At 74.0% G+C, this 26376-nt stretch carries 22 protein-coding genes; 12 read left to right on the forward strand and 10 right to left on the reverse strand.

Features of this window, described 5'->3' with window-relative positions; all coding sequences use genetic code 11:
- Positions 1 to 40 precede the first annotated feature (40 nt).
- The 3 genes from ACFYYN_RS28515 to ACFYYN_RS28525 form a co-directional block, all read right to left on the reverse strand.
- Positions 41 to 1678: a nickel transporter gene (locus ACFYYN_RS28515; protein ID WP_500548042.1), complete on the reverse strand. Its 1638-nt coding sequence runs from the start codon at positions 1676 to 1678 to the stop codon at positions 41 to 43.
- Positions 1675 to 3030 carry a tetratricopeptide repeat protein gene (locus tag ACFYYN_RS28520; protein WP_500548043.1) on the reverse strand — a complete coding sequence of 452 codons (1356 nt, stop codon included), beginning with the start codon at positions 3028 to 3030 and terminating at the stop codon, positions 1675 to 1677. Before ACFYYN_RS28520 ends, ACFYYN_RS28515 begins: the two co-directional genes overlap by 4 nt.
- A gap of 116 nt (positions 3031 to 3146) precedes the next feature.
- On the reverse strand, positions 3147 to 4715 hold the full coding sequence (locus ACFYYN_RS28525; protein ID WP_500548044.1) for a DUF4331 domain-containing protein: 1569 nt from the start codon (positions 4713 to 4715) through the stop codon (positions 3147 to 3149).
- A gap of 175 nt (positions 4716 to 4890) precedes the next feature.
- Between ACFYYN_RS28525 and ACFYYN_RS28530 the strand changes: the two genes are divergently transcribed.
- Both ACFYYN_RS28530 and ACFYYN_RS28535 read left to right on the forward strand, forming a co-directional pair.
- Positions 4891 to 5703: an anti-sigma factor gene (locus ACFYYN_RS28530; protein ID WP_500548045.1), complete on the forward strand. Its 813-nt coding sequence runs from the start codon at positions 4891 to 4893 to the stop codon at positions 5701 to 5703.
- 116 nt (positions 5704 to 5819) lie between these two features.
- On the forward strand, positions 5820 to 6083 hold the full coding sequence (locus ACFYYN_RS28535) for a hypothetical protein (protein WP_499511025.1): 264 nt from the start codon (positions 5820 to 5822) through the stop codon (positions 6081 to 6083).
- Positions 6084 to 6210: 127 nt separating this feature from the next.
- Here the strand turns inward: ACFYYN_RS28535 and ACFYYN_RS28540 are convergent, their stop codons facing one another.
- The 3 genes from ACFYYN_RS28540 to hmgA are packed head-to-tail and all read right to left on the reverse strand — an operon-like array spanning position 6211 to position 9553.
- Positions 6211 to 7452 carry a type ISP restriction/modification enzyme gene (locus ACFYYN_RS28540; protein WP_500548046.1) on the reverse strand — a complete coding sequence of 414 codons (1242 nt, stop codon included), beginning with the start codon at positions 7450 to 7452 and terminating at the stop codon, positions 6211 to 6213.
- A 14-nt stretch (positions 7453 to 7466) separates the two neighbouring features.
- On the reverse strand, positions 7467 to 8228 hold the full coding sequence (locus ACFYYN_RS28545; protein ID WP_500548047.1) for a GntR family transcriptional regulator: 762 nt from the start codon (positions 8226 to 8228) through the stop codon (positions 7467 to 7469).
- Positions 8225 to 9553 (reverse strand): homogentisate 1,2-dioxygenase, encoded by a 1329-nt coding sequence (gene hmgA / locus ACFYYN_RS28550; protein ID WP_500548048.1) that lies wholly within the window; start codon positions 9551 to 9553, stop codon positions 8225 to 8227. Before hmgA ends, ACFYYN_RS28545 begins: the two co-directional genes overlap by 4 nt.
- Positions 9554 to 9619: 66 nt before the next feature.
- Here hmgA and ACFYYN_RS28555 point away from each other — a divergent pair, with 66 nt between their 5' ends.
- The 5 genes from ACFYYN_RS28555 (at position 9620) to ACFYYN_RS28575 (ending at position 16109) form a co-directional block, all read left to right on the forward strand.
- Positions 9620 to 10315, forward strand: coding sequence for a TetR/AcrR family transcriptional regulator (locus ACFYYN_RS28555; protein ID WP_500548049.1), 696 nt, complete (start codon positions 9620 to 9622; stop codon positions 10313 to 10315).
- A gap of 81 nt (positions 10316 to 10396) precedes the next feature.
- Positions 10397 to 12631 carry a molybdopterin oxidoreductase family protein gene (locus ACFYYN_RS28560; protein WP_500548050.1) on the forward strand — a complete coding sequence of 745 codons (2235 nt, stop codon included), beginning with the start codon at positions 10397 to 10399 and terminating at the stop codon, positions 12629 to 12631.
- Between the two features lie 88 nt (positions 12632 to 12719).
- Complete coding sequence (locus ACFYYN_RS28565; protein WP_500548051.1) at positions 12720 to 14114, forward strand: aldehyde dehydrogenase family protein; 1395 nt, start codon at positions 12720 to 12722, stop codon at positions 14112 to 14114.
- Between the two features lie 17 nt (positions 14115 to 14131).
- Complete coding sequence (locus tag ACFYYN_RS28570; RefSeq protein ID WP_500548052.1) at positions 14132 to 15214, forward strand: zinc-binding dehydrogenase; 1083 nt, start codon at positions 14132 to 14134, stop codon at positions 15212 to 15214.
- Between the two features lie 589 nt (positions 15215 to 15803).
- Entirely contained in the window at positions 15804 to 16109 is a 306-nt protein-coding gene (locus ACFYYN_RS28575; RefSeq protein WP_500548053.1) for a hypothetical protein, read from the forward strand.
- Positions 16110 to 16112: 3 nt separating this feature from the next.
- Here ACFYYN_RS28575 and ACFYYN_RS28580 read toward each other — a convergent pair whose 3' ends face one another.
- Positions 16113 to 16769 (reverse strand): TetR/AcrR family transcriptional regulator, encoded by a 657-nt coding sequence (locus tag ACFYYN_RS28580; protein WP_500548054.1) that lies wholly within the window; start codon positions 16767 to 16769, stop codon positions 16113 to 16115.
- 68 nt (positions 16770 to 16837) lie between these two features.
- On the opposite strand from ACFYYN_RS28580, the gene ACFYYN_RS28585 reads away from it, so the two are divergent.
- A complete protein-coding gene (locus ACFYYN_RS28585; RefSeq protein WP_500548055.1) occupies positions 16838 to 17989 on the forward strand; it encodes an acyl-CoA dehydrogenase family protein in 1152 nt (383 codons plus the stop codon).
- 71 nt (positions 17990 to 18060) lie between these two features.
- Positions 18061 to 18693, forward strand: a complete 633-nt coding sequence (locus tag ACFYYN_RS28590; protein WP_500548056.1) for a TetR/AcrR family transcriptional regulator — start codon at positions 18061 to 18063, stop codon at positions 18691 to 18693.
- Here ACFYYN_RS28590 and ACFYYN_RS28595 read toward each other — a convergent pair.
- A complete protein-coding gene (locus ACFYYN_RS28595; protein WP_499511013.1) occupies positions 18684 to 19145 on the reverse strand; it encodes a MaoC family dehydratase in 462 nt (153 codons plus the stop codon). The genes ACFYYN_RS28590 and ACFYYN_RS28595 overlap by 10 nt on opposite strands.
- Before the next feature lie 126 nt (positions 19146 to 19271).
- Here ACFYYN_RS28595 and ACFYYN_RS28600 point away from each other — a divergent pair, with 126 nt between their 5' ends.
- Positions 19272 to 20609 carry a glycosyltransferase 87 family protein gene (locus tag ACFYYN_RS28600; protein ID WP_500548057.1) on the forward strand — a complete coding sequence of 446 codons (1338 nt, stop codon included), beginning with the start codon at positions 19272 to 19274 and terminating at the stop codon, positions 20607 to 20609.
- A gap of 9 nt (positions 20610 to 20618) precedes the next feature.
- On the forward strand, positions 20619 to 21164 hold the full coding sequence (soxR, locus tag ACFYYN_RS28605; RefSeq protein WP_500439033.1) for a redox-sensitive transcriptional activator SoxR: 546 nt from the start codon (positions 20619 to 20621) through the stop codon (positions 21162 to 21164).
- Here soxR and ACFYYN_RS28610 read toward each other — a convergent pair.
- A complete protein-coding gene (locus ACFYYN_RS28610; RefSeq protein WP_500548058.1) occupies positions 21097 to 22542 on the reverse strand; it encodes an amidase in 1446 nt (481 codons plus the stop codon). The genes soxR and ACFYYN_RS28610 overlap by 68 nt on opposite strands.
- A 257-nt stretch (positions 22543 to 22799) precedes the next feature.
- Positions 22800 to 23399 carry a hypothetical protein gene (locus tag ACFYYN_RS28615; RefSeq protein ID WP_499511009.1) on the reverse strand — a complete coding sequence of 200 codons (600 nt, stop codon included), beginning with the start codon at positions 23397 to 23399 and terminating at the stop codon, positions 22800 to 22802.
- Positions 23400 to 23589: 190 nt separating this feature from the next.
- On the opposite strand from ACFYYN_RS28615, the gene ACFYYN_RS28620 reads away from it, so the two are divergent.
- Entirely contained in the window at positions 23590 to 26337 is a 2748-nt protein-coding gene (locus ACFYYN_RS28620; RefSeq protein ID WP_500548059.1) for a penicillin acylase family protein, read from the forward strand.
- The last annotated feature ends 39 nt before the right edge of the window (positions 26338 to 26376 follow it).

Raw genomic sequence — 26376 nt, forward strand, 5'->3', positions numbered from 1 at the left:
GAACTTCCTCCCGAACGGACCCTTTCGGCGGAAAGCTCCCTCAAGCCGGCAGCGCCAACGCCGCCCTGAGCAGCAGACCGCAGCCCAGCACCAGCACCACGGACGCCGTGGCCAGCGGCGCGAGCCGCCGTGCCGCCGTGAACAGCCGGCCGCGGGCGCGCAGCGCCGACGCCTTCCCGGCCAGCCGCCCGAGGCGTACGACGGCGAAACCGGCGGCCGTGAGCGTGATCGCCAGACCCGCGCCGTACGCGAGCACCAGCAGGAAGCCGAACCAGGCCTGGCCCAGTGCCGCGGCACCCACCAGGACGACCACCGCGGAAGGACTGGGGACGAGACCGCCGGCGAAGCCGAGCAGGATCGTGCCCCGGAGCGTGGGCCGCGGCTCGTGCGGGTGTGTGTGCGGGTGGACGTGCACGTGGCGCTCGGGGGCGGGGCGTTCGGCGGTGAGGACGGCCGCGGGCGCGGTCTGCGCCGCCGTCCCGGGTGCGGGTGCAGGTGCGGGGCGGCGCGGGTGGACGTGGTGTTCGCCGTGGTGGTGATGGCCGTGCCCGTGGTGGCCGCCCCCATGGTCGTGGTCGTGGCCGTGGTCATGCCCGTGCCCGTGCCCGTGCCCATGTCCGTGGGGCTGACCCCGCAGCCGCCAGGCGCGGCGGAGCAGCGCCGCACCGGCGCAGGCGACCAGCACCCCGCTGGCGACGCCCAGCCAGCCGATGACCGAGGGCGCCGCGGCCGAACCGGTCGTCACCAGCAGGCCCAGCGCGAACACCCCCATGGTGTGGGTGACCGTCACCGACGCGCCCAGCGCGACCATGTCCCTGCGCGACCGCCGGCCGCCCGCGGCGGCCGCCGCGGCCATCAGCGTCTTGCCGTGCCCGGGCGCGAGCGCGTGCATCGCGCCCAGGGCCAGCGCCGTGAGCAGGGCCAGGGCGGCGAACCCCGGGGTGAGCGCGTGCCGTGACACCAGGTCGGTGAGGGCCTGGGTCCAGCGGTCCGCGCCGCGCGGCAGCACACCGGCGGCGGGGGCGTCGTCCTCCGCCGCCAGCGCGGGGCCGCCCGGGGTCACCCGGAAACCGGCCGCGCGCTCGTCGGCGGGCGAGGAGAGCAGGTCCTTCGGGTACGCGGTGAGCCGCCGCGACACCGACGTCCCCGGCACGTCGGCGTCGTGGAGCGTCATCCGGTCGCCGCGCGCGGTGATCTCCCGCCAGCCCGGCCCGGCACCGATGTCCGCCGGACGGTACGTCAGGGACGCGGACCTGCCGTCCGGCAGGCGCGCCGTCATCCGGCACTCGACGCGCAGTGTCGTCAGCCCCGCCTGCCCCGGCCGTACGGTCGCCGTGGCCCGGCGCACGGTGACCGGTTCGCGGCGACCGCCGGCGGACGCCCGTGCGCCCTCCGCGGCCGCGTCGCACCGTGCCCCCGCCCAGTCCGCCAACTCGGCGCGGCCCAGCGCCCGGTCGCCGTCCCGGTCGATCGCGGGGACGGCCTGGGCCGCGGGGATCTCGGCGAGGTCCTCGACGTGGTCGATCCGCAGCACACCGGGGGCGGCGACCAGGCCGTCGTAGCGGTTGACGGTGAAGTTGCCCAGCGGATGCGCCTGCGCCTGTCCCGCGGGCAGCAGCGCGAGGGCCGCTCCCGCCGCTGCCGCGGCCGCCGCGGCGGCCGTCCTGCGCCGGATCATGACGGGTCTCCTTCGATGCGTGCCAGCGCGCGGCGGGCGGCGGGGGCGGCGGTGGGGGAGAAGCCGGGGTTGAGGCGGAGCGCCGCGGCCAGCGACGTCCTGGCAGCCGCGCGCCTGCCGAGGGCCGCCTCGATGACGCCGCGGTGGTAGAGGAAGGCCGCGTTGCGGTAGCCCGGCGCGGAGGAGCGTCCGGCGTACGTCAGGGCCTCGCGGTCGCGGCCGTTGACGTGCAGGGCCCAGGCGAGCGCGTCGGCGGTGTGGACGGTCTGCCGGCGCGACCATTCGGCCCGGGCCGCGCGCAGCGCCTCGGCGGCGTCCCCGTGGTCGGCGGCGACCAGTGCCGCGTCGAGGTCGGTGGCGACGCCGTTCGCCCGGGCGAGGGCGATCCAGGTGCCGACCACCGCGTACTGCTGCTCCGCCCGCTCGTCCCGGCCCGTGGCCTCGTACAGTTCGCCCAGTTCGGCGAGTTGCGCGGGCAGCGGGTAGCGGTCGACGACCCGCCCCAGGTCGCGCAGGGCCTTCTCCCGGTCGCCGCGTGCCGCGTACGTACGGCCGCGGCCCTCGACCGCCGGCAGGTAGCCGGGGTCGGCGCGCAGCGCGGTGGCGAAGTGCCGCAGTGCGGCCGGGTACTGGCCCTGGCTCCAGGCGAGCTGGCCCAGCGCCGTGGCGACGTAGGCGGTGTCGCCCGGGGTCGCGGCGGAGTCCAGGGCGCGGCTCAGGATGCGGCGGGCACCGGCCGGGTCGCCGCGCAGTTCGTGGACGTAGGCGAGGCGGGTGAAGACCGGGATGCCGGGACGCACCGCGTCCGCGTGCTCGGCGGCGCGCAGCGCCTCGTCGTAGCGGCCGAGTTCGACCAGGGCGTCGACCCGGACGGCCAGGGCGCGCTCCCCGTACGGGTTCACCTTCAGCGCCCGGTCCGCCTCGGTGAGGGCGGTGCGGAAGTCGTGGCGGGCGGCGGCGAGCGCGGCCCGTCCGGCGAGTGCGGCGTCGTTGTCGCGGGGGGAGATCCGCAGCGAGCGGGTGAAGGCGGCCTGCGCCTGCGGGTAGCGGGTCGGGTCGCCGCTGGTCCTGGCCTGCTCGACGTAGGCGGCGCCGAGGGCGGCCCACCCCGGGGCATCGTCGGGCTGGGCCCGCAGGTGCGTCTGCAGGGCCGCGATGCCGCCCGCGAGGTCGCCCTCGGCGAGGCGGTCCAGCGGGGCGTCGGCGGCGGGTGCCGCGGTCCGCGCGGCGTCCCGCGGGGCGGGGGACCCGCCGAGGACCAGCGCGCCCGCGGTGAGCGCCAGCGCGAGGCCGAGCACCAGCGCCGCGTACAGGACGGCGGCGCGCAGTCGGCCCGGGGCCGGTACGTCCATGGCTGCTGCCTTTCGGGATGATGGGGTGGAGCCCGGCCGGGGCGCTCGCGGTGCGTCCCGGCCGGGTGCCGTGCGGTGTGCCTGCGCCGGGCCGTCGGGTCCGGCGCGGCGGTGCGTCAGGCCCGGCCGTGCGCCCGGCGGCCGGCGGGGCTGCGGCGCATCCGCCACCACAGCAGTGCGGCGCCGATCAGCAGCACGCCCGCGCCGCCGGAGGCCGCGGAGGCGATGAGCACGGTGTTGTCGTCACCGCCGCCCGTGAGCAGGCCGCCCCCGTTGAGCTGGGTGACCCCGTTGGTCTGCGCCGAGTTGGTGGCCGGCTTGGCCAGCGGGCCGTCCGAGCCGGAGTCCGGCAGGGCCACGTACGGGAAGCTGGCGCCGAAGGCCTGGTCGTTGGCGTTGACGGCGTCGCCCAGGTCGTTCTTCGACCCGACCAGTTCGCCTTCCACCACCTGGAGCGCGATGTCCACGACGTCGTCACCGAGCCGGCGGCCGTTGGGGAAGCCGGCGTTGTCGCCGTCCAGGACGCCGAGCCGCTTGGGCTTGGCGGTGGGCGGGACGGCCGTGTTGAGGCGCAGCATCTCCGACGGGCGGACGTGCGGCGGCTGGTTGAGCTTGGGCACACCCGTCAGGAACACCTGGACGAGGTCGTTGCGCGGCGTGGCCGGCGCCTTGATCTTGTAGATGCCCTCGATGAGCACGGGCAGTTCGGGGTGGGTCACGTTCTTGAGGAACTGGGCGTCGTTCCAGGGCGAGGACGCGTTGAACCGGTCCTTGTCCTTGAGCGGGTTGACCACCTCGTTGACCAGCGGCATGCCGAGGCGCGAGACCTGTGCCCAGTCGCCGTTCGCCGTGCGCCGCTGCGTGGTGGACCAGATGCCGACGACCGGCTGCTTGGCCGACTGGCGGATCGCGGCCGTCGGGACCTGCAGGGCGATGGTGTTTACGTTGTAGCCCTTGAGGGTGTCGTCGCCGACCTCGGAGAGGTTGCCCCCGTAGAGCAGGTCGAAGACCCGCAGGTCGAGGAAGAACGGGTCGTCGGACTGGCCGGCGAAGGCCGTGGTGCCGCGGCCCAGGTCCTTGACGGCCTGCTGGCGCAGCACGTTGTAGTCCGGCATCGAGGCCTTGCCGACGTTCGACGGCGCGACGGGCACGTCGTTCGCGACCTTGTAGCGGCCGGTGACCTGCTGGTCGTGCAGCCGGAACAGGTCGATGTCGTAGGTCTGGAAGAAGTTCAGGTCCGGGTCGTCGAGGCTGGTGACCGGGCCGGTGTTGTAGAGGAACGTCTTCTTGTTGCGGAGGTGGTCCCGGAACGTCCACCGGTAGAGGTAGTCGCCCTGGGCGTCCCCGTCGCTGTCGATGTGGATGTCGTACTGGGCGTCGTCGGCGAACTTGTAGAAGTTCGGGCCGCCGGCCGGGTCCTCGAACGGTATCCAGTTCGCCACCAGCGTGGTGGTGTCCGGGCGGTCGGGGCTGACGAACGCGTAGACGTCCGTGGTGTCGTACTGCGGCTGCCCCGAGATCAGCGGTGCCTCCCGGTGGCTGGACGCCTGTGCCGTCCCCGGCTCCAGTCCGGTGACGCCCACCGCGGCGAGTCCCCCCGCCGCCAGTGCGCCGGCGGCCAGCAGGGCGATCGTGCGCGATCGCCCGAACCGGGCCGTGAGCCTGTTCCTGCTGTGTGCGGTCATCGCGTCGGTCCTTCGCGAGTCTGGCCCCTCCCCCTTGGAAGAGGTCCTGCGTGGGTTGTTCGGGGCCGGTCGGACGGCGGATTGGCGGACCGGGGCGAATTTGTGTCACAGGGTTGTAACGTGATATAGGCCCGGCCGGACGGTGCGTGCACCGCGGAGGGAAGCGGGGCGACCCATGAGAGGTTCCGTGCACGAACTGGCCGCGGCGTACGCGCTGGACACCCTCGCGCCGCGGGAACTGCGCCGATTCGAGCGGCATCTGATGCGCTGCGACGCGTGCGCCGAGCGGGTGCGGGATCTGGCCGGGGACACCGTGCGGCTCGGCAACCGGGGTTCCGCCGCGCCGCCGCCCCCGATGGTGCCGCTGTTGGTGGACGAGGTGCCGGTGGACGGGGTGCCGGTGGACGGGGTGCGGGGGGATCAGGAAGCGCCGCAAGCCCTTGAACCCCTGGAACCCCTACGACCGGGCCGGTGGTGGGAGGCGTGGCGCCGGCCGTCCCCGGTGCGCCTGGCCGCGACGGGCGCCGGGGCGGCCCTCCTGGTCTGCGCGGTGCTGGGTGCCCTGCTGCTGCGGACCGCCATCCAACTGGACAGGGAACGGGGGAACGCGCGTGCGGTGAACGAGGTTCTGACGGCCGCCGACGCCCGCCCCGCCTTCGCGAGCGACGACCATGGACGGGGGGTGACCGCCGTCGTGTCACGGGACCTGCGCCGCGCCGTGGTGACGGTGCACGGGCTGCCGCGCCTGGAGGGACGGACCGTCTACCAGTTGTGGCTGGTGAGCGAGCGCCCTACGTCCTTCCGCTCCCTCGGCGTGCTGGGTGCCGATCCGGCGGCGGACGGCACGCCCGCGCCGATCGTGACCGACGGGCTGAACGAGCGGTCGTACGCGTTCACCGTGACGGTTGAGCCGACTGGCGGATCCGTGGTGCCGACCTCGGATCCCATGGTGCAACTTCCCCTGCTCGCGCTGGGGATCGGTTCGTGACCGTCAACCCCCTTGACGGGCAGGTGAATCCGGGAACGCGGATGCATAGGTGACGCCGCAGGACGATAGGGTTACCCTGCCCGGTGCCGGGTGCCCTCGAACGGGTGGGGAGTGTCATGGATCAGATAGCAATGCGGAGCAGGCCGCGAGTGCCTGCCGTCACGTGCGGGAGCAGCGCGTCCAGCGCGCGTCTCGACCGCCATCTCTCGGTGCTGGCCGGCCCCGCCGTGCCGCAACGGGAGGCGGAGGAGGCCACGCTGTTGATGCGCGAGCTGACCTCGCGCGACCACGTGCGCGCGAACGCCAACCGCGGGGCGCGTGTGTCGCTGTTCGCGCCGCTGCGGCGGCTGCGCCGTTCGCTCTTCGGCAGCCGCGGCTGACCGGAGGCGTTCTCGGCGTTCCTTATCAGCGGACAGGCTCGGGCGCAGTACACCGTCCCGGCACCGCGCTGCGTCATGCGGCGCGTCGGTGTACTCCGTCCGAGCCTGTTGTCGTGTCGACTTGTGGTCACAGCAGGGCGAACTGCCCGTCCGGCCCCTCTTCGTGGTGATCCAGCACGGAGGCCGGGCGGCGCGCGGAATCCGGCACCGGCAGGACGCGGGCCGCGCGCAGCTCGGCGGCACTGATCCGCGAGCCGTCCGCGACCCGGGCGGCGAGCGCGCGACGGGACGGCCGCAGCTCCGCCAGCATCGCCAGCACGCTGATCAGCTCCAGCAGTTCGGTCGTCCTGGCCCGCGGCCAGGCGGCGGGCCGGACCGCGTCGAGTCCCTCCGCCGCCCCGGTGGGGAGCCGCCGCTCGAACCAGGTCTCCAGCACCCGCGTCCCCCCGGCGTGGAACTCCCAGGCCGCCTGCGGCACCGGTGCCACCCGCCCGCTCCCCAGCACCAGCGCCTGCTCCTCCGGGTCGTACGACGGGGCCTCCCGCGGCACGTCGGGCAGCGGCGCCCGTACGTAGGGGCGCCGGCCGCCGGGCAGCCGGGGATGCCCCGCGGGGCGGTCCTCCGCCGGATCGGCGAAGCGTGCGCCCCGGGTGTGCAGCCACAGCAGACGGCGGCCCAGCGCGACGCCCTCCGCCCACAGCGCCGGATCGGCGGTGAGCGGGACCTCGACGGGCGAGCCGGTGGCGAGCGCGGCGACCCAGGCGAGCACGTCCTGTGCGCCGACCGGGGTGTCCAGCCGGCGGGCGAGCCGGTCCAGCAGACCCGGCGCGAGGTTCGGGTCCCGTCCGCCGGGGCGGCGGAACAACGGCCGGATCCGGCCGGGCCGGCCGGCGGGGGAGTGGCCGTCGGGGAGCAGCGCGGAGAAGGCCAGCGGCGGCCCCGGGACCTGCGGCAGGCGCGCGAGTTCCACCGCGTACAGTTGGTGGTCCTCGTCGGCGACCCGCCACAACTCGGGGCGGGCGGCGTCGATCAGGCGCTGGTCGGGGATGAGCCACTGCAGGTCGTGCGGGCCGTGGAGCACCCGCACCGGCTCCGCGCAGGGGCCCTCCTCGCGCTCCAGCCGGGTGGTGGACGCCGGGTGGCCCGGCAGCTGGGCGACGGCGGTGCGCGGGGTGCGCGCCCGGGTCGGATGGAACAGCCGCTCGCGCTCGGCGCCCCCGGCCTTCACCAGCCGGTCCCAGCGCGAGGTGAGGGTCGCCGCCTCGGGGGCCATGACCCAGCTCCGCCCCAGGCGCAGGGGCGGGACGGACCACGGCATCAGGTCGGCCAGCGTCGGCGCTTCATCGCTCACATCGCTCACCGTGGGCATGCTACTGACGCCCCTCAGGGTGCCTCCACGGTCACGGTGAAGGAGAAGCGGTCGCCCCGGTAGCGGATGCGCACCACGTCGACCGCGCGGCCCGTGTCGTCGTAGGTCACCCCCGTGTAGTGCAGGATCGGGCTGAGCAGGGGCACCTGCAGCAGCCGGGCGGTGTCCGGGTCGGCCAGCCGGGCCTCGACGGTGTCGGTGATGCGGCTGATCCGAACCCCGAGGGCGTCCCGGAGCACCTTCGTCATCGGCCAGCGCGCCAGGTCCGCGAGGTCGATCCGGGCGGCCAGCTCCGGCAGGACGAAGTTCTCCGCCCAGTTGGTGGGCTCACCCGACTCGTCGCAGCGCAGCCGGCGGTAGGCGACGGCCTCCGGCAGCCCGGGGAAGTGCTCGGCGTACTCCTGCGGCACGGGCGCAGGGCCGTGGCCGAGCACGCTGGTGCGGTCCCCGGACTGCTGCGCGACGATCGCGTCGACCGAGCCCAGCAGCCGCACCGGTGCCCCGCGCCGTGCGGCCGGTTCGATGAACGTGCCGCGCCGCCGGTGGCGGCTGATCAGCCCCTCCTCCTCCAGCTCCTTCAGCGCCTGCCGCATCGTGAGCACGCTGACGCCGTAGTGCCCCGCCAGCGCGTCCTCGGTCGGCAGCCGCAGCGGGGCGTCCGGACGACGGCCGAGTATCGAGGCGCGCAGGGACTGCGAGACCTGGTACCACAAGGGGAGTTTGCGGTTCAGGACCAGCGAGTCGGGGGCGAAGGTGCTGCTCGGGCTCGTCGTCATGGCCTGAAGTGTCGCTCAAGCCCCCGCCACACGCCGTCGTAGTCCCGCTGCAGGTGCTCCGCCCCCAGCGCTTCCGGGGTCGCCACCACCGGCCAGCGCGTCTCGAACATGAAGGCCAGCCCGTCGTCCACCTTCTGCGGGACCAGCTCGGCGGCGCTCGCCTTGTCGAAGGTGGTCCGGTCCGGGCCGTGCGCCGACATCATGTTGTGCAGCGACGCCCCGCCGGGGACGAAGCCCTCCGCCTTGGCGTCGTACGCGCCCTCGACGAGCCCCATGAACTCGCTCATCACGTTCCGGTGGAAGTACGGCGGGCGGAAGGTGTCCTCGCCGACCAGCCAGCGCGGCGCGAAGACCACGAAGTCGGCGTTGGCCAGGCCCGGGGTGTCGGAGGGCGAGGTCAGCACGGTGTAGATCGACGGATCGGGGTGGTCGTAGCTGACCGAGCCGAGCACGTTGAAGCGCCGCAGGTCGTAGACGTAGGGCACCAGGTTGCCGTGCCAGCCGACGACGTCGAGGGGGGAGTGGCCGTACTCGGCGGCCCACAGGTTGCCGCCGAACTTGTTCACCACCTCCACCGGTTCCTCGCGGTCCTCGTACGCCGCGACCGGCGCCATGAAGTCCCGCGCGTTGGCCAGGCCGTTGGCGCCGATCGGGCCGAGGTCGGGCAGCCGGAAGGACTGGCCGTAGTTCTCGCAGACGTAGCCGCGCGCCTCCCCGTCCGGCAGCTCGACGCGGAAGCGCACCCCGCGCGGCACCAGCGCCACGTGGCCCGGCCCGGCGGCCAGGACGCCCAGTTCGGTACGGATCAGCAGCCGGCCGCGCTCCGGCACGATCAGCAGCTCGCCGTCGGAGGAGGAGAACACCCGGTCGGCCATCGAGCGGTTGGCCGCGTACCAGTGGATGCCGATGCCCTCGCGGCGCAGCACGTCACCGTTGCCGCCGACGGTGACCAGGCCGTCCACGAAGTCGGCCGGCTCCTGCGGCAGCGGCAGCGGGCTCCAACGCAGCCGGTTGGGATCGGGCTCGGCCTGCGTGAAGGGCGCGCTGCGCAGCCGCCCGTTGGCGATGCGGCGGAACGGCGGATGGGCCGCCGAGGGGCGGATGCGGTACAGCCACGAGCGGCGGTTGTGATGCCGCGGCTCGGTGAAGGCGGTGCCGCTCAGCTGCTCCGCGTAGAGGCCGAGCGGGGCGCGCTGCGGTGAGTTGCGGCCGACCGGAACCGCTCCGGGGACCGCCTCGCTCATGTGCTCGTTGCCGAAGCCGGGGAGGTAGGCGAGGTCCCTGCCGGCCTGGATCTCTGTGCTGGCGATCTCTGTGCTGGTCACGATTCCTATGGTTGTCCATAGGAATCAACCCCGCAAGGGATCGGCCTGTCCCTGTGGAAAACCGGCATGATGGACCTCGTGCACAGCAGCGGCAACGGTCTCCGGCGCGTACCCGTCCAGCAGCGCAGCGCCGAACGCTTCGCCCGGATCCTCGACGCGGCCGCGGCGATCCTCGACGAGGGCGGCTACGAGGAGCTGAGCACGCGGGACGTGGCCGCCCGCGCGGGCGTGCCGATCGGCTCGGTCTACCGCTTCTTCTCCAACAAGCGCGCCATGGCGGACGCCCTCGCCCGCCGCAACCTCGACAAGTACCTCGCCGGGGTCACCGACCGCCTCGACGCCCTCGACGCCCTCGGCCCGGCCCCCGGCGGCGCGGCCCCGCGTGGCACGGCCCCCGGCGGCCCCGGGGACTGGCGCCGCCTGATCGACGTCGTCGTCGACCAGTACGTCGCCATGCGGCGCACCGTGCCCGGCTTCGCCCTCGTCAGCTTCGCCGGCCCGGCTCCCGGCCCCGCCGTGAACGACCTGGCCAACCACCTGGTCGCCGACCGGCTGCGGGCCCTGCTCATCGCCCCGCTCGGCGCCGCCGGCGTGGCCGTGACCGACGACCGGCGACTGCGGACCGCCTTCGTGGTGGGCGTGGAGGCCGCCGACGCCCTGCTCAAGATGGCCTTCCGCGCCGAGCCGCAGGGCGACGCCTCGCTCATCGCCGAGACGAAGGTGCTGCTCCGCGCGTACCTCGCAGGCGTTCTGGAGCCGTAGCGCCGCGAGTGCTATCCCGACATGCATACCGGTCGGTATGGTGACCGCACACGAGGAAGCGTCCTTGCCCCGGGAGGCCCGATGGCCAGCAGTCGTACCGCCCTGCGTATCTGTCCGCTGTGCGAGGCCACGTGCGGACTGACCCTGACCATCGACGCGGACCGGGTCACCGGCGCCCGCGGCGACCGCGACGACGTCTTCAGCGCGGGCTTCATCTGCCCCAAGGGCGCCTCCTTCGGCGAGGTCGACGGCGACCCCGACCGGCTGACCCGCCCGCTCGTACGCCGCGACGGCGTGCTCACCGAGGCCACCTGGGCCGAGGCGTACGCGGCCGTCGACGAGGGCTTCGCCCGCGTCCGCGCGACCCACGGCACCGCGGCGACCGGCGTCTACCTGGGCAACCCCAACGTGCACACCATCGCCGGCGGCCTCTACCCGCCGACGGTCATCCGTGCCCTCGGCACCCGGGCGCTGTTCTCCGCCAGCACCCTGGACCAGATGCCCAAGCAGGCCGCGTGCGGCCACCTCTACGGGGACGCGCTCGCCGTCCCCGTGCCCGACCTGGACCGCACCGACCACCTGGTCGTCATCGGCGGCAACCCCCTGGTGTCCAACGGCAGCCTCGCCACGGCCGCCGACTTCCCCGGCAAGCTCAAGGCGCTGCGCCGCCGCGGCGGCAGACTCACCGTCATCGACCCCAAGCGCACCCGCACCGCCGAACGCGCCGACCTCCACATCGCCCCGCGCCCCGGCACCGACGCCGCGCTTCTCTTCGCCGTCGTCCACGTGCTGTTCGAGGAGGGGCTCACCGGCCTCGGCCACCTCGAAGGCCACGTCACCGGTGTCGACGAGGTCCGCGCACTGGCCCGCGACTTCACCCCCGAGGCGGTCGCCCCGTACTGCGACGTCCCCGCCGAGCTCATCCGCAGCCTCGCCCGCGACCTGGCCGCCGCCCCCAGCGCCGCCGTCTACGGACGCCTGGGCAGCACCGCCGTACGCTTCGGCACCCTCGCCAGCTGGCTGATCGACGTCCTCAACATCCTGACCGGCAACCTCGACCGCCCCGGCGGTGCGATGTTCCCGCTGCCGGCCACGGCACGCGCCCCGCGCCCGGCCGGTCCCGGCCGCGGATTCACCACCGGCCGCTGGCACAGCCGGGTCTCCGGCCACCCGGAGGTCGCCTCCGAGCTGCCCGCCGCCGCGCTCGCCGAGGAGATCGACACCCCCGGCGACGGGCAACTGCGCGCCCTGGTCACCATCGCGGGCAACCCCGTGCTGTCCGCCCCCGACGGGGCGCGCCTCGACCGGGCCCTGGCGGGGCTGGACTTCATGGTCAGCGTCGACCCGTACCTCAACGAGACCACCCGCCACGCGGACGTCGTCCTGCCGCCGCCCCCGCCCTCGCGCAGCGCCCACTACGACTTCGCGTTCGGCAACTTCTCCGTGCGCAACAACGCCCGCTACAGCCCGCCCGCGATCCCCCTGGAGGACGGCAGGCCCGGGGAGCCGGAGATCCTCGCCCGGCTCGCCCTCCTCCTCGGCGGCTTCGGCCCGGAGGCCGACCCCGCGCTCGTCGACGAGCAGGCCGTCACCCACCGCCTGGCCAAGGAGACCGCCGACCCGCACTCCGCGGTCCACGGCCGCGACCCCGCCGAACTGGCCGCCGCGCTCACCGGAGGCACCGGCTACGAGCGGCGGCTCGACATGATGCTGCGGCTCGGCCCGTACGGCGACGGCTTCGGCGCCGACCCCGACGGCCTCACCCTGCGCAGCCTCCTCGACCGGCCGCACGGCATCGACCTCGGCCCGCTGCGCCCCCGCGTCCCCGAGGTGCTGCGCACCGTCTCCGGCACGATCGAACTGGCGCCCGCGCCGCTCACCGCCGACGTGCCCCGGCTGCTGGCGGCGGTCACCGGCAGGTCCGGGGACGGGCTGGTCCTCATCGGCCGCCGCCACCTGCGCTCCAACAACAGCTGGATGCACAACGTGCCCGCGCTCACCGGCGGGAGCAACCGCTGCACCCTCCAGGTGCACCCCGAGGACGCCACCCGCCTCGGCCTCACCGACGCGGCGCCCGCCCGCATCAAGGGCGACGGCGGCGAGATCGAGGCCCCGGTCGAGATCACGGACGCGGTCCGGCCCGGCGTGGTGAGCCTGCCGCACGGCTGGGGGCACGACCGCGCGGGCACCCGGCTGACGGTCGCGTCCCGCGAACCGGGCGCCAACCTCAACCAGTTGCTCGACGGCACCCTGCTCGACCCGCTGTCGGGCACGGCCGTCCTCAACGGATTCCCCGTCCAGGTCGCCCCGGCGTGACCCACCGCACGGGGTGCCGCCCTGGAAACGGAAAACTATCGGCGCTAGTTTGGGCGGGCCACGGCAGGTCCGCCCGGGAGGACAAGGGATGAAGCCGCACGACGGGATGTACATCGACGGCGAATGGCGGCCCGCCGCCGGCACGGAGACGATCGACGTCGTCAACCCCGCCGACGAGCAGGTGTTCGCCACCGTGCCCGCGGGTACCGCCGCCGACGTCGACGCGGCGGTCAGCGCCGCCCGGGCCGCGTTCCCCGGCTGGGCCGCCACGCCGCCCGCCGAACGGGCCGCCCGGATCGCCGCGCTGCGCGACACCCTCGCAGCGCGCCGCGACGAGATCGCCGAGACCGTCACCGCCGAACTGGGCGCGCCGCTGCCGTTCAGCCAGGCGGTCCACGCGGGGCTCCCGGTCGCGGTCGCCGGCTCGTACGCCGAACTCGCCGCCGGCCACGCCTTCGAGGAGCGGATCGGCAACTCCACCGTCCTCCACGAGCCCGTCGGAGTGGTCGGCGCGATCACCCCCTGGAACTACCCGCTCCACCAGATCGTCGCCAAGGTCGCCCCCGCGCTCGCCGCCGGCTGCACGGTCGTCCTCAAGCCCGCCGAGGACACCCCGCTGGTCGCCCAGCTCTTCGCCGAGGCCGTCCACGAAGCGGGCGTGCCCGCGGGCGTTTTCAACCTCGTCACGGGTCTCGGCCCGGTCGCCGGACAGGCCCTGGCCGCCCACGAAGGAGTCGACCTGGTCTCCTTCACCGGATCCACCGCCGTCGGCCGGCAGATCGCCGCGACCGCGGGCGCCGCCGTCAAGCGCGTCGCCCTGGAACTCGGCGGCAAGTCCGCCAACGTCATCCTCCCGGGCGCGGACCTCGCCAAGGCCGTCAACGTCGGCGTCGCCAACGTCATGTCCAACAGCGGCCAGACGTGCAGCGCCTGGACCCGGATGCTCGTCCACCGGGACCGGTACGAGGAGGCGGTGGCCCTCGCCGTGACGGCCGCCGCCAAGTACGTGCCCGGCGAGCGCATCGGCCCCGTCGTCAACGCCAAGCAGCACGAGCGCGTCCGCGGCTACATCGCCAAGGGCGTCGAGGAGGGCGCCCGCCTCGTGGCCGGCGGCACCGACGCCCCCCGGGAGCGCGGCTACTGGGTCAGCCCCACCGTCTTCGCCGACGTCACCCCGGAGATGACGATCGCCCAGGAGGAGATCTTCGGCCCCGTCCTGTCGATCCTGGCGTACGAGGACGAGGAGGACGCGCTGCGCATCGCCAACGGCACCGTCTACGGCCTCGCCGGGGCGGTCTGGGCGGCCGACGAGGCGGCGGCCGTCGCCTTCGCCCGGCGCATGGACACCGGCCAGGTCGACATCAACGGCGGCCGCTTCAACCCGCTGGCCCCGTTCGGCGGGTACAAGCAGTCCGGTGTCGGGCGCGAACTCGGCCCGCACGGCATCACCGAATACCTCCAGACCAAGTCCCTCCAGTTCTGAGCGCAGGAGAAAACACCGTGGTCCGCGCCGCCGTACTGCCCGCCGTCAACGCGCCCCTGACCCTCGCCGAGATCGACCTGCCCGAACCCGGGCCGGGCCAGGTACGGGTCAGGCTCGCCGCGGCCGGGGTGTGCCACTCCGACCTGTCCCTGTCCAACGGGACGCTGCGGCAGCCCGTGCCCGCCGTCCTCGGCCACGAGGGCGCCGGCAGGGTCGTCTCCGTGGGCGAGGGCGTCACGGGCGTGACGCCGGGCGACCCCGTCATCCTCAACTGGGCGCCCTCCTGCGGCGCCTGCCACTACTGCGGGCTCGGCGAGCCCTGGCTGTGCGCCGCCGCGGGCGCGGCGGCGGGCGTGCCCTACGCCAAGCTCGTGGGCGGCGGGGACGAGCTCTACCCGGGGCTCGGGACGGCCGCGTTCGCCGAGGAGACCGTGGTCCCGGCGGCCGCGGTGCTGCCCCTCCCGGACGGGGTGCCGCTCACCGAGGCCGCGCTCCTCGGGTGCGCCGTGCTCACCGGCTACGGGGCGGTCCACCACAGCGCCGGGGTGCGCCCCGGGGAGTCCGTCGCCGTCTTCGGCGTCGGGGGCGTCGGCCTCGCCGTCCTCCAGGCCGCCCGCATCGCGGGGGCGGGCGCCGTCGTGGCCGTCGACGTCTCCCCGGCGAAGGAGGCCCTGGCGCGGGCCGCGGGCGCCACGGAGTTCCTCCTCGCGGGGGATGACGTCGCGAAGCGCATCCGCGCGCTGACCGGCGGGCACGGGGCGGACGTCGCCATCGAGTGCGTGGGGGGCGGCGAGACGATCCGCTCCGCGTGGTCCTCGACGCGGCGCGGCGGGCGCACGACGGTGGTGGGCATCGGCGGGAAGGGGGACCTGGTCTCCTTCTCCGCGCTGGAGCTCTTCCACTTCGGGCGCACGCTGTCCGGGTGCGTGTACGGGAACAGCGACCCGGCGCGGGACCTGCCGGTGCTGGCGGAGCACGTGCGGGCGGGGCGGCTCGACCTGTCGGCGATGGTCACGGAGCGGATCGGGCTGGAGGGGATTCCGGGGGCGTTCTCGGCGATGCTTTCGGGGAAGGGCGGGCGGGCGCTGGTCGTCTTCTGACCGGTTCGTCGCCGTCCGCGGGTTCGTTGCGCCTGCGGCGGGCATCCCCCGCCCTCCCGCCCTCCCCCAGCCTTCGGCCGGGGGGACCCCCATCCGGCGCGGTCAGTGCGGGTCTCGCATCGTGTGCCTGGGTCGGGGCCGCGCCGGCGCACTCCCCCAGCCTTCGGCCGGGGGGACCCCCACAGCGCTCGCGGTTTGGCCCTACGTCATTCGGCGCCCGGGTCCGCCGCTCGTCGCTTCCGGGCGCACCCCGCCACACCCCCTCCCGTAGTGCGGGCGCATGACGGCCGGGGGGGGGTGAGTAAGGCACTTGCGGCGACCCCGGACCGCCTTCTGAACCCCGTCCGGCCGTTAGTCGCCGCACGATACGGAGGGCGCGGGGCGGGGCACTCCCCCGGCCGAAGGCTGGGGGAGGGAGGGCGGGAAACTCCCAACCGCAACCACAACTGCGCCGCACCCGCACATGGACGCCTCAACCGTGTCAAGCCACGAAATGAAGGGGCGTGACCGGGAGGGGGCACGCACCGCCTACTGGAGGGAGTCCAGATACGCGGGCCGCACAGGCGGCCCCCGCCCGAGGGGAACTCCCATGCCGCACAAGATCCTGACCCGCCGCTTCTTCGCGCTCGCCGCCGCCTCCGCCTTCGTGACGGGAGGCGCGCTGCTGCCCACGACCGCGTTCGCCGATGACTCCGGGTCGTACTCGACGCTCCTCCACACCGACGACATGAGCCAGGACGGTTCCGGCGGCCGGATCGGGTCCGACGGCTGGGACGGCGGCCACTGGGACCCGGGCCGCGGTGACCACGACGGGGACGGCTACGGCGGCGGCGTGGACGCCGACGACGACTGGCGCACGCACCCCGTCTGCTTCGCCGCCCCCTGCGAGCTGTGAGGCCTACTGGGCCTCGGGGGCCGGTGCCCGGCCGAGCGCAGCGAACTGCACCGCGAGGCCGTCGACGAGGGCGCGCAGGCCCGTCTCGAAGGCGCCCTCGTCCACCTGTGCCTGCCGCTGCGCGAGCAGGTGGGCCTGCCCGAGGTGCGGGTAGTCCGCCGGGTCGTACGCCGACGGGTCGTCGACGAACCCCCGCGCGAAGGACCCCAGCGCCGAACCCGCCACGAAGTACCGCATGAGCGCGCCCACGCGGGTGGCGTGGGCCGGGGGCCAGCCGGCGGCGGTCATGCCGCCGAAGACCGCGTCGGCCATGCGCAGGCCCGCCGGACGGCGGCCCGGGCCCTGCGCGAGGAACGGGACGATCTGCGGGTGGGCCGCGAGCGCGGCGCGGTAGGAGCGCGCCCAGGCGACCAGGGCGTCGCGCCAGTCGCGGCCGTCGTCGAACATGGAGAGGTCGACCTCGCCGACGACCGCGTCGGCGACCGCGTCCAGGATCCCGTCCTTGGTCGTGAAGTGGTTGTAGAGGCTCGGCCCGCTGACGCCGAGCTCCGCCGCGAGACGGCGCGTGGAGACGGCCTGCAGTCCCTCCCCGTCCACGAGCGCGAGTGCCGTGGCGACGATGCGTTCTCGGCTGAGCAGGGGCTTGCGGGGGCGGGCCATGCGGCACATAGTAGAGGCTGCCGCCAGGAAACTAGCAGTGATAATTTAAGGCCGAACCGAGGTGCGCCGTGAATCTTGAGCTGTCCGAGGAGCAGGCCGCGGTCCGCGCGCTGGCCGCCGAGTTCGCCGAGCGCGAGATCGTGCCGCACGCGGCCGCGTGGGACCGGGCGGAGCGCGTGGACCGGGGCATCGTCAAGAAGCTGGGTGCCGTGGGCTTCCTCGGGCTGACCATCCCGGAGGAGTACGGCGGCTCGGGCGGCGACCACCTGGCGTACTGCCTGGTCACCGAGGAGCTGGGGCGCGGTGACTCGTCCGTGCGCGGGATCGTCTCCGTCTCGCTCGGGCTGGTGGCGAAGTCCGTCGCCCACTGGGGCACCGAGGAGCAGAAGCGGGCCTGGCTGCCCCGGCTGGCCTCCGGCGAGGCGGTGGGCTGCTTCGGGCTGACCGAGCCCGGCACCGGGTCGGACGCCGGCAGCCTGACCACGCGGGCTCGGCGCGAGGGCGGCGACTACGTGATCAACGGCGCCAAGATGTTCATCACGAACGGCACCTGGGCGGACGTGGTCCTGCTCTTCGCCCGCACCAACGACCTCCCCGGCCACAAGGGCGTCAGCGCCTTCCTCGTGCCCACCGGCACCCCCGGCCTCGCCCGGCACGAGGTGCACGGGAAGCTGGGGCTGCGCGGCCAGGCCACGGCGGAGCTGGTGCTGGAGGACGTGCGCGTGCCGGCCTCGGCGATGCTCGGGCCCGAGGGGAAGGGCTTCTCGGTGGCGATGTCCGCCCTGGCCAAGGGCCGCATGTCGGTCGCCGCCGGGTGCGTGGGCATCGCGCAGGCGGCGCTGGACGCGGCCGTGGGCTACGCCAAGGACCGCGTGCAGTTCGGCAAGCCGATCGCCGCGCACCAGCTGGTGCAGGAGCTGCTCGCGGACATCGCCCTGGACGTGGACGCGGCCCGGCTGCTGACCTGGCGGGTCGCCGACCTCATCGACCGGGGCCGGCCCTTCGCGGCGGAGTCGTCCAAGGCGAAGCTCTTCGCGAGCGAGGCGGCGGTGCGCTGTGCCAACAACGCGCTGCAGGTGTTCGGCGGCTACGGCTACATCGACGAGTACCCCGTGGGCAAGCTGCTGCGGGACGCCCGCGTGATGACCCTCTACGAGGGCACGAGCCAGATCCAGAAACTGCTGATCGGCCGGGAGCTGACGGGGATCGCGGCCTTCTGACGGGGCCGGCCGGCGCCGACCGACCGCTCGGTATCTAAGCGCTTGCTCAGCGTCCATGTAGGGTGTCCGCCATGGACGTGGAGGCGGAGCAGTCGGAGCGGACCGAGGCGTGGACCGGCATCACCCCTGATGCCGCCAGGCGGCTGGTGATCGCCGCGGTCGAGGCGTTCGCGGAGCGCGGCTACCACGCGACGACCACGCGCGACATCGCGGGCCGGGCCGGCATGAGCCCCGCGGCGCTCTACATCCACTACAAGACCAAGGAAGAGCTGCTCTACCAGATCAGCGTGGTCGGGCACCGGCTCTCCCTCGGGCTGCTCCAGGACGCCGCGGACGGCGGGGGCGGCCCCGCCGAACGGCTGGCCACGGCCGTGCGCTCCTTCGTCCGCTGGCACGCGGAGCACCACACCACGGGCCGCGTCGTGCAGTACGAGCTCGGCGCGCTCGGCCCCGAGCACTACACCGAGGTGGTGGAGCTGCGCCGGGAGAGCGAGGCCGCGGTCCGCTCGGTCATCCACGACGGCGTGCAGGCCGGGGACTTCGACGTGCCGGACGTCTCCGGGACCACCGTCGCGCTGCTGTCGCTCTGCATCGACGTGGCCCGCTGGTTCAACCCCGGCGGGCGCAGGACGCCGGACGAGATCGGCGCGCTGTACGCCGATCTCGCCCTGCGCATGGTCGGGTACGCGCCCCGTCAGAGGTAGAAGCGGACGACCGTCTCGGCCACGCACACCGGCTTGTCGCCGCCCTCCCGTTCCACGGTGATCGCCACGACGAGCTGGGCGCCGCCGGGGACCTCGCTCACCTCGGCGATCCGGCCGCCGGCCCGCAGCCGTGAGCCGACCGGCACGGGGGAGGGGAAACGGACCTTGTTCACGCCGTAGTTGACGCCCATCTTCACGCCCTCGACCCGCAGCAGCTCCGGGGTGAGGGACGGGATCAGCGACAGCGTCAGGTAGCCGTGCGCGATGGTGGTGCCGAAGGGGCCCTCGGCCGCCTTCTGCGGATCCACGTGGATCCACTGGTGGTCCCCGGTGGCGTCCGCGAACAGGTCGATCCGCTTCTGGTCGACCTCCAGCCAGCCGGTCGTCCCGAGGTCCTCCCCGATGGCGTCCTTCAGTTCGCCGACCGAGGTGAAGATCCTGGGCTGTCCCATGTCATGCCTCCCGTACTGTCCAAGCGCTTGCTCAGCATGGTCTCCGCGGAGGATCCGTGTCAACGCCCCGCACCCGGCGCGTATCAAGGGCCGTTCATCCGGTTTGTGACTATCTTTCATCTCCGTATGCCCCTGTTCGCGCCGGTGGAGGAGACGGAAGTGGCCGAGGCCCCCACGGAGACCAGCCCGTCCGACTGGCACCCGGTGGAGGTCCGAAGCGGCGACGGCACCCCTTCCCCGGCGGCCGTCCGCACCGTCCTGCTGCGCCCCGCGACCTGGCCCCAGAGCTGGCTCGCCCTCGCCGTCTACTGGCTCGCCAGCCGGGTGGTCATGCTGGCCCTGCTGCGCAGCGGGCAGGGCGACATCGCCCGCGAGGTGCACTTCCTCTACCGCCACTGGAGCGAGGGCTTCGCGCACGGGACCTTCCCCGTGGGCGACGTGACCTGGCAGTACCCGCCCGGGGCCGCGCTGGTGATGCTCGCCCCGGCGCTGCTGCCCGGGCTCAGCTACCTGCAGGGCTTCGTCCTGCTGTCGCTCGCCGCCGACGCCGTCGTCCTGCTCCTCCTGCTGCGGGCCGGGACCGGCCGGCCCGGACGCAGCACGGCCGGTGCGTGGCTGTGGGCGCTCGCCCTGCCGCTGCTGATGCAGCTGCCCTACGCCCGGTACGACCTGATGGTCACCGTCGTCGCCGTCGGCGCGCTGCTCGCGCTGCCCGCGCGGCCGCGGCTCGGCGGCGCGCTCGCCGGGCTCGCCGCCCTGATCAAGCTCTGGCCCGTGCTGACCGTGCTCGGCACCCCGCGCGGCCGGACCACCCGGCAGGCCTGGACCGCGCTCGCCCTGTCCGCGGGCGGGCTGCTGCTGGTGCTGTGCACCGCGTTCCGCGGCGCCCTCGGCTTCCTGTCCGCGCAGCACCACCGCGGGGTCGAGATCGAGTCCCTCGGCGGCACCTTCCTGCACGTCGCCGAGATGTTCGGCTGGCCCGGGCGCGTGGTCGCGCACTACGGGTCGCTGGAGTTCACCGGCCCGTACGTCGCCGAGATCACCACCGCCTCCCTGCTGCTCACCGGGATCGCCCTGGTGTGGCTGCTGATGTGGCGCGTGAGGGCGGCCCGTTGGACCCCGGCCACGCCGTACGACGCGGCGCTCACCGCCGTGCTCCTGTTCACCGTCACCAGCCGGGTCATCAGCCCCCAGTACCTGGTCTGGCTGATCGGCCTCGGCGCGGTCTGCCTCACCGTGCGGCAGACCACCCAACGGCCGGTCGCCGCGCTGGTGCTGCTCGCCACCGCCGTCACCACGGTCGACTACCCGCTGTTCTTCACGGACGTCACCGCCGCCACCTGGCAGGGCGCCGCCATCGTCGCCGTCCGCAACGCGCTGCTGGTCGCCGCCGCGCTCGTCTCCTGCGTCCGGCTGTGGCGCACGAGCGTTCCGCACCGCAAGCGGCTCGCCCAGCTCCCGTAGAGTCGGCACGTGGCGAGGATCCCGGGCGAGCACCGCGAACTGACCGTCGGCCAGCTGAGCGGGCGCAGCGGGGCCGCCGTCTCCGCGCTGCACTACTACGAGGCCCAGGGCCTGATCCGCAGCCGCCGCACAGCAGGCAACCAGCGCCGCTACACCCGCGACACCCTGCGCCGCGTCGCCTTCATCCGGGCCTCGCAGCGGGTCGGCATGCCGCTCGCCGCGATCCGCGAGGCGCTGGACGGCCTGCCCGAGGGCCGCACCCCGGACCGGGCCGACTGGGCCCGGCTCTCCGCGGGCTGGCGGGCCGAACTCGACGCCCGCATCGACCGGCTCACCGCCCTCCGGGACAGCCTCGACGACTGCATCGGCTGCGGCTGCCTCTCCCTGGACCGCTGCGCCCTGTCCAACCCCGGCGACACGCTCGGAGACCAGGGACCGGGCGCGCGGCGGCTGCTCGGTACGGAGCCGCCGCCGCGCCCCGCGCCCGCTACCAGATCGCGGGCCTGCGGCCGACCCACGGACGGGCCGCCTCCAGCTGCGCCGACAGCGAGATGAGCGTGGCCTCGTCCCCGTAACGGCCGCCGAACATCACACCGATCGGCAGCCCCTCCTCCGTCCAGTGCAGCGGCACGTTCACGGCCGGCTGACCGGTGGCGTTGAAGATCGGGGTGAACGGCGTGTAGGCGGCCAGCCCCGCGAACTCCGCCGCCGGGTCGTCGTCGTCCCGCAGGCCCGCGCTCCCGACGAACGCCGGGAGCTGCGCCAGCGTCGGGGTCAGCACCAGGTCGTACGAGGACAGCAGCGCGTCCGCGATCAGCTGCCCCAGCGCCCGGAACGCGTACAGCGACGCCGCGAAGTCCGGGCCGCTCACCTTGCCGCCCTCGGCACGCAGGTGCCGCGTGAGCGGCATCAGCAGCTCCTCCTGATCCGGCGCCACCGGGTAGACGGTGGCCATCACGCCCCACACCCGGGTGAAGGCGTGCAGGATCGCGTCGTCGACGGGCAGTTCGATCTCGTCCACCTGGTGGCCGAGCCCGCGCAGCAGTTCCGCGGTCCCCTCGTACGCGGCGCGGCAGTCCGGGTGCAGTTCGACCCCGGGCACGGGGGGCTGCGGCAGCCCCACCACGCGCAGCGTTCCCGGCTCACGGGTGACGTACGAGGAGAAGGACTCACCGGGCGGCAACGACGGCGCGCTGTACGGGTCGCCCGGCATTGGGCCCGCCAGGACGTCGAGCAGGGCCGCCGCGTCCGCGACCGTACGGGCTATCGGGCCGCTGCCGCTCAGACCGCTGACGTCGTGCTGCACCGGGCCCGCGCTCACCCTTCCGCGGCTGGGCTTGATGCCGAACAGGCCGCAGACGGAGGAGGGGATGCGGATCGAGCCGCCGCCGTCGCTGCCCTGCGCGACCGGCGCCAGCCCCGCGGCGACCGCGGCCGCCGCGCCGCCGCTGGAGCCGCCGGCGGACCGCTCCAGGTCCCACGGGGTGCGGGCGGGCGGGGCGAGCTTGTTCTCGGTGTAGCAGGGCAGCCCGAACTCCGGGGTGTTGGTCTTGCCCAGCAGGACCGTCCCGGCCGCGCGCAGCTTGGCGGCGACGTGGTCGTCGACGTCCGGCACGTGGTCGGCGTACGCCTGCGAGCCGAGGGTGCAGCGCACGCCGGCCACGAAGTTGAGGTCCTTGACCGGAACGGGGACGCCGTGCAGCGGCGACAGCTGCCCTTGGCGGTCCTCACGGCGGGCCGCGAGCGCCTCCGACTCGGCGTCGGCGGCCTGCTTGCGGGCGATCTCCGGGGTCACGGTGATGAACGCCCCGAGGGTGTCGTTGTGCCGGTCGACGCGGTCCAGATAGTGCTCGGCGAGTTCCGTCGGGGAGACCTCCCCGGCCTTGATCGCCTTCCCCTGCTCCAGCGCCGTCAGATCGTGCAGCTCCGCCATGTGCCGGTCCCGTCCCGTCGCGCGAGGGTGTGCGTTGCCTGGGGTGGCATCGTCGCACCACGGCCGCGGGGTGTCAGTAGCGCGGTGTGTTCGTGGGGCCCGGTGCCTCGTGTGCGGGATGCCCGCCGCAGGCGCAAACAACCGGCACACAAACACCCGGGCAGCCCGAAGCAGCCGCTCGCAGGCGCAACGCACCCGCACACAAGAACAGGCCGCGAGGGGCACCGCGGGTCGCAAGCCGGGCACCGCGCGCAGGCTCACCCCGTGGGGGCGAGCGCACCGCGCGCCTCCGCGAGCGCGGCCTCGCAGAGGACCGGGAGCGGGACCACGATCCCGCACCGCCCGCACACGGGCCCCGCCCCGGGGTAGTGGTTGAGCCCGTTCCGCCACCGCAGGTGCGACTCGCCGCAGACCGGGCACCCCGTACCGGGCCCCGCGTCGATCGCCGCGATGATGCGCCGCAGTACGTCGGCCAGCCGGTCGTCGGGGTGGACGCGGGGGTCCTCGCACCAGGCGACCCCGTTGCCGCCCCAGGTGCGCCGGTGCCAGTCGTCGAGCGCGCCGGGCTGCCGGATGCCGTAGAACTTCTCCTCCTTGCGGCGGGCCGCGAACTCCCCCTCGTAGGTGAGCCAGACCGCTCGCGCCTCCTCCAGTTCCGCGAGGGCCGTGACGAGCCGGACCGGGTCCGGCTCGCGGTCGTCGGGCGCGATCCCCGCGCCGGCGCACAGGTGGTCCCAGGTCGCGCGGTGCCCGTACGGCGCGAAGCGCTCGAGGCACCTGCGCAGGTAGGTGCGGCGCTGGGTGGGGGAGCGCCGGGGATCGCGCACCTGTCTGGCGAGGCTCCGGAATCCGGCCATGGTGTGTGCCACCTCCGTCGTCGGTGTCGCATCGCTGTCGAATGGACGTAACGGACGGCGTTCCGGATCCATCCCCGGGGCGGCGAGTTCCAGCCGGGATGGCGTAGCTCAAACGTGACGCATGTTCATCTTACCGGGGGGTCATATTTCGAAGTAACCTGCGTCACACCGCGCTTCGTGAGGAGTGGTCATGCGAGCCAGATTTGGCAGGTTCAGGACAAAAATCAGAACGACCGCCGCAGCGGCGGTCCTCGCGCTGGGTGCGAGCCTCGTCGCGCCGTTGCCCATGGCGGCGCACGCCGCCCCCGTCACCGACTACTGCCAGGGGCGGTGCTCGGACATCCTGCCGCCGGGTGAGAACGGCAACGCCACCCTCGCCCAGATCCTGCTCAACCAGATCTTCGGCACCCAGCCGGAGCACGCGGAGGACCAGCTCGGGCCGTACGCGAACCTGGCCGGCGGGTACCAGAACCTCACCGACGCCACGATCAACACCTTCTTCAACGACGCCTCCTTCGGCGTCCCGTCCGGGCAGGTCGCCTCGACGACCTCGCCCCGCAGCGACGTGACGATCACCCGGGACAAGAAGACCGGGGTGCCGCACATCTCCGGCACGACCCGGTACGGGACGGAGTTCGGGGCCGGGTACGCCGCGGCGCAGGACCGGCTCTGGCTGATGGACCTGTTCCGGCACGTGGGACGCGGCCGGCTGACCTCCTTCGCCGGCGGCGCCCCCGCGAACCAGGGGCTGGAGCAGGAGTTCTGGCGCGCAGCGCCGTACACCGAGGAGGACCTGCAGGCCCAGGTCGACTGGATCGCCACGCAGAACGGGGAGCGCGGCCGGCAGGCGCTGGCCGACGTCAACGCCTACGTCGACGGGATCAACGCCTACATCGAGGCCTCCGACAGCGGCCGCTACTTCCCCGGTGAGTACGTGCTGACCGGCCACAAGGACGCCATCACCAACGCCGGCACCATCGAGAGGTTCAAGTCCACCGACCTGATCGCCCTGGCGTCCGTGATCGGTGCGCTGTTCGGCACCGGAGGCGGTGGCGAGGTGACCAACGCCCTGTCCCTGCTGGCCGCCCAGCAGAAGTACGGGGTCACCGAGGGCACCAGGGTCTGGGAGTCCTTCCGCGAGCGCAACGACCCCGAGGCGGCCCTGACCGTGCACGACGGCCGGAGCTTCCCGTACGCCGTCCGGCCGGAGAACCCGCAGGGGAGGGCGCTGCCCGACGCCGGGAGCGTGACGGTGGAGCCGCTGGTCTACGACCGCACCGGCAGCGCGGGCACCGCGAAGGCGTCCGCGGCCTCGAAGAGCGCCACCACCACGGCCCTGTCCGCAAACACCCGGGGCATGTCCAACGCGCTGCTGGTCAGCGGCGCACACACCGCGAGCGGCCACCCGATCGCCGTCTTCGGCCCGCAGACCGGCTACTTCGCGCCACAGCTGCTGATGCTCCAGGAGATCCAGGGCCCCGGCATCAGCGCCCGCGGCGCCTCCTTCGCGGGGCTGAGCATGTACGTGGAGCTGGGCCGTGGCCAGGACTACGCGTGGAGCGCGACCACCTCGGCCCAGGACATCACCGACACCTACACGGTGGAGCTCTGCCAGGACGACGTCCACTACCTCCACCGCGGCACCTGCACGGCCATGGAGAAGCTGGAGCGCAGCAACTCCTGGAAGCCGACGACCGCCGACGGCACCGCGGCCGGTTCCTACCGGATGCAGATCTACCGCACCGAGTACGGCCCGGTGACGCACCGTGCCACGATCGGCGGCAAGAAGGTCGCCTACGTGTCGCTGCGCAGCTCCTACATGCACGAGGCCGACTCGGTCGTCGGCTTCCAGATGCTCAACGACCCGGCCGCCGTCACCGACGCGGCCTCCTTCCAGCAGGCCGTCCAGCACATCAACTACACCTTCAACTGGTTCTACGCCGACTCCCGGCAGGCGGCCTACTTCAACAGCGGCGCCAACCCGGTGCGGGCCGCGGACGTCGACCCGACCTTCCCGGTCCTGGCCGAGCCCGCCTACGAGTGGCGCGGTTTCGACCCCGCCCACAACACCGCCGACTACACGCCCGCCTCGGAGCACCCGCAGTCCGTCGGCCAGGACTACTACGTCTCCTGGAACAACCGGCAGGCCAAGGACTACGACGCGGCCGGGTTCGGCAACGGCTCGGTGCACCGCGGCAACCTCCTGGACGACCGGGTGAAGAAGCTGGTCGCGGCGGGCGGGGTCACGCGGGCCCAGCTGACCAGGGCGATGGCCGATGCGGCCCTGACCGACCTGCGCGGCGAGGACGTGCTGCCCGACCTGCTCAAGGTGCTGCGCAGCGGCACGGTCTCCGACCCCGCGGTGTCCGCGGCCGTCACCAAGCTCTCCGACTGGGTGACCGCCGGCGCCAAGCGCCGGGAGACCTCGCCGGGTTCGCACGCCTACGCCAACGCCGACGCGGTGCGGATCATGGACGCGTGGTGGCCGCTGCTGGTCCGGGCCGAGTTCGAACCGGGCCTGGGGAGCGAGCTGTACGCGGCGCTGACCGCCAACCTCACCGTCGACGAGGCGCCCTCGGCCGGGCACGGCCCGACCGGGTCGCACGCCGGCAGCTCCTTCCAGTACGGCTGGTGGTCCTATGTCGACAAGGACATACGGACGGTGCTCGGCGAACCCGTGCAGGGCGGCCTGGCGCGCCCGTACTGCGGCGGCGGCGACCTCGCGGCCTGCCGGGACGTGCTGAGCGGCACCCTCAAGCAGGCCGCCGCCAGGACCGCCGCCCAGGTGTACCCGGGTGACGAGAACTGCTCGGCCGGCGACCAGTGGTGCGCCGACACGGTCATCCACCGCACCCTCGGCGGCATCAAGCACGGCAAGATCAGCTGGCAGAACCGCCCGACCTACCAGCAGGTCGTGGAGTTCCCCGCCCACCGCTGACCCGTCGTGCACGGCCCGCGCGGGCCGGCGCCCGGCCCA

The sequence above is a fragment of the Streptomyces sp. NPDC001902 genome (assembly GCF_042891295.1).
Lineage (GTDB): Bacteria > Actinomycetota > Actinomycetes > Streptomycetales > Streptomycetaceae > Actinacidiphila.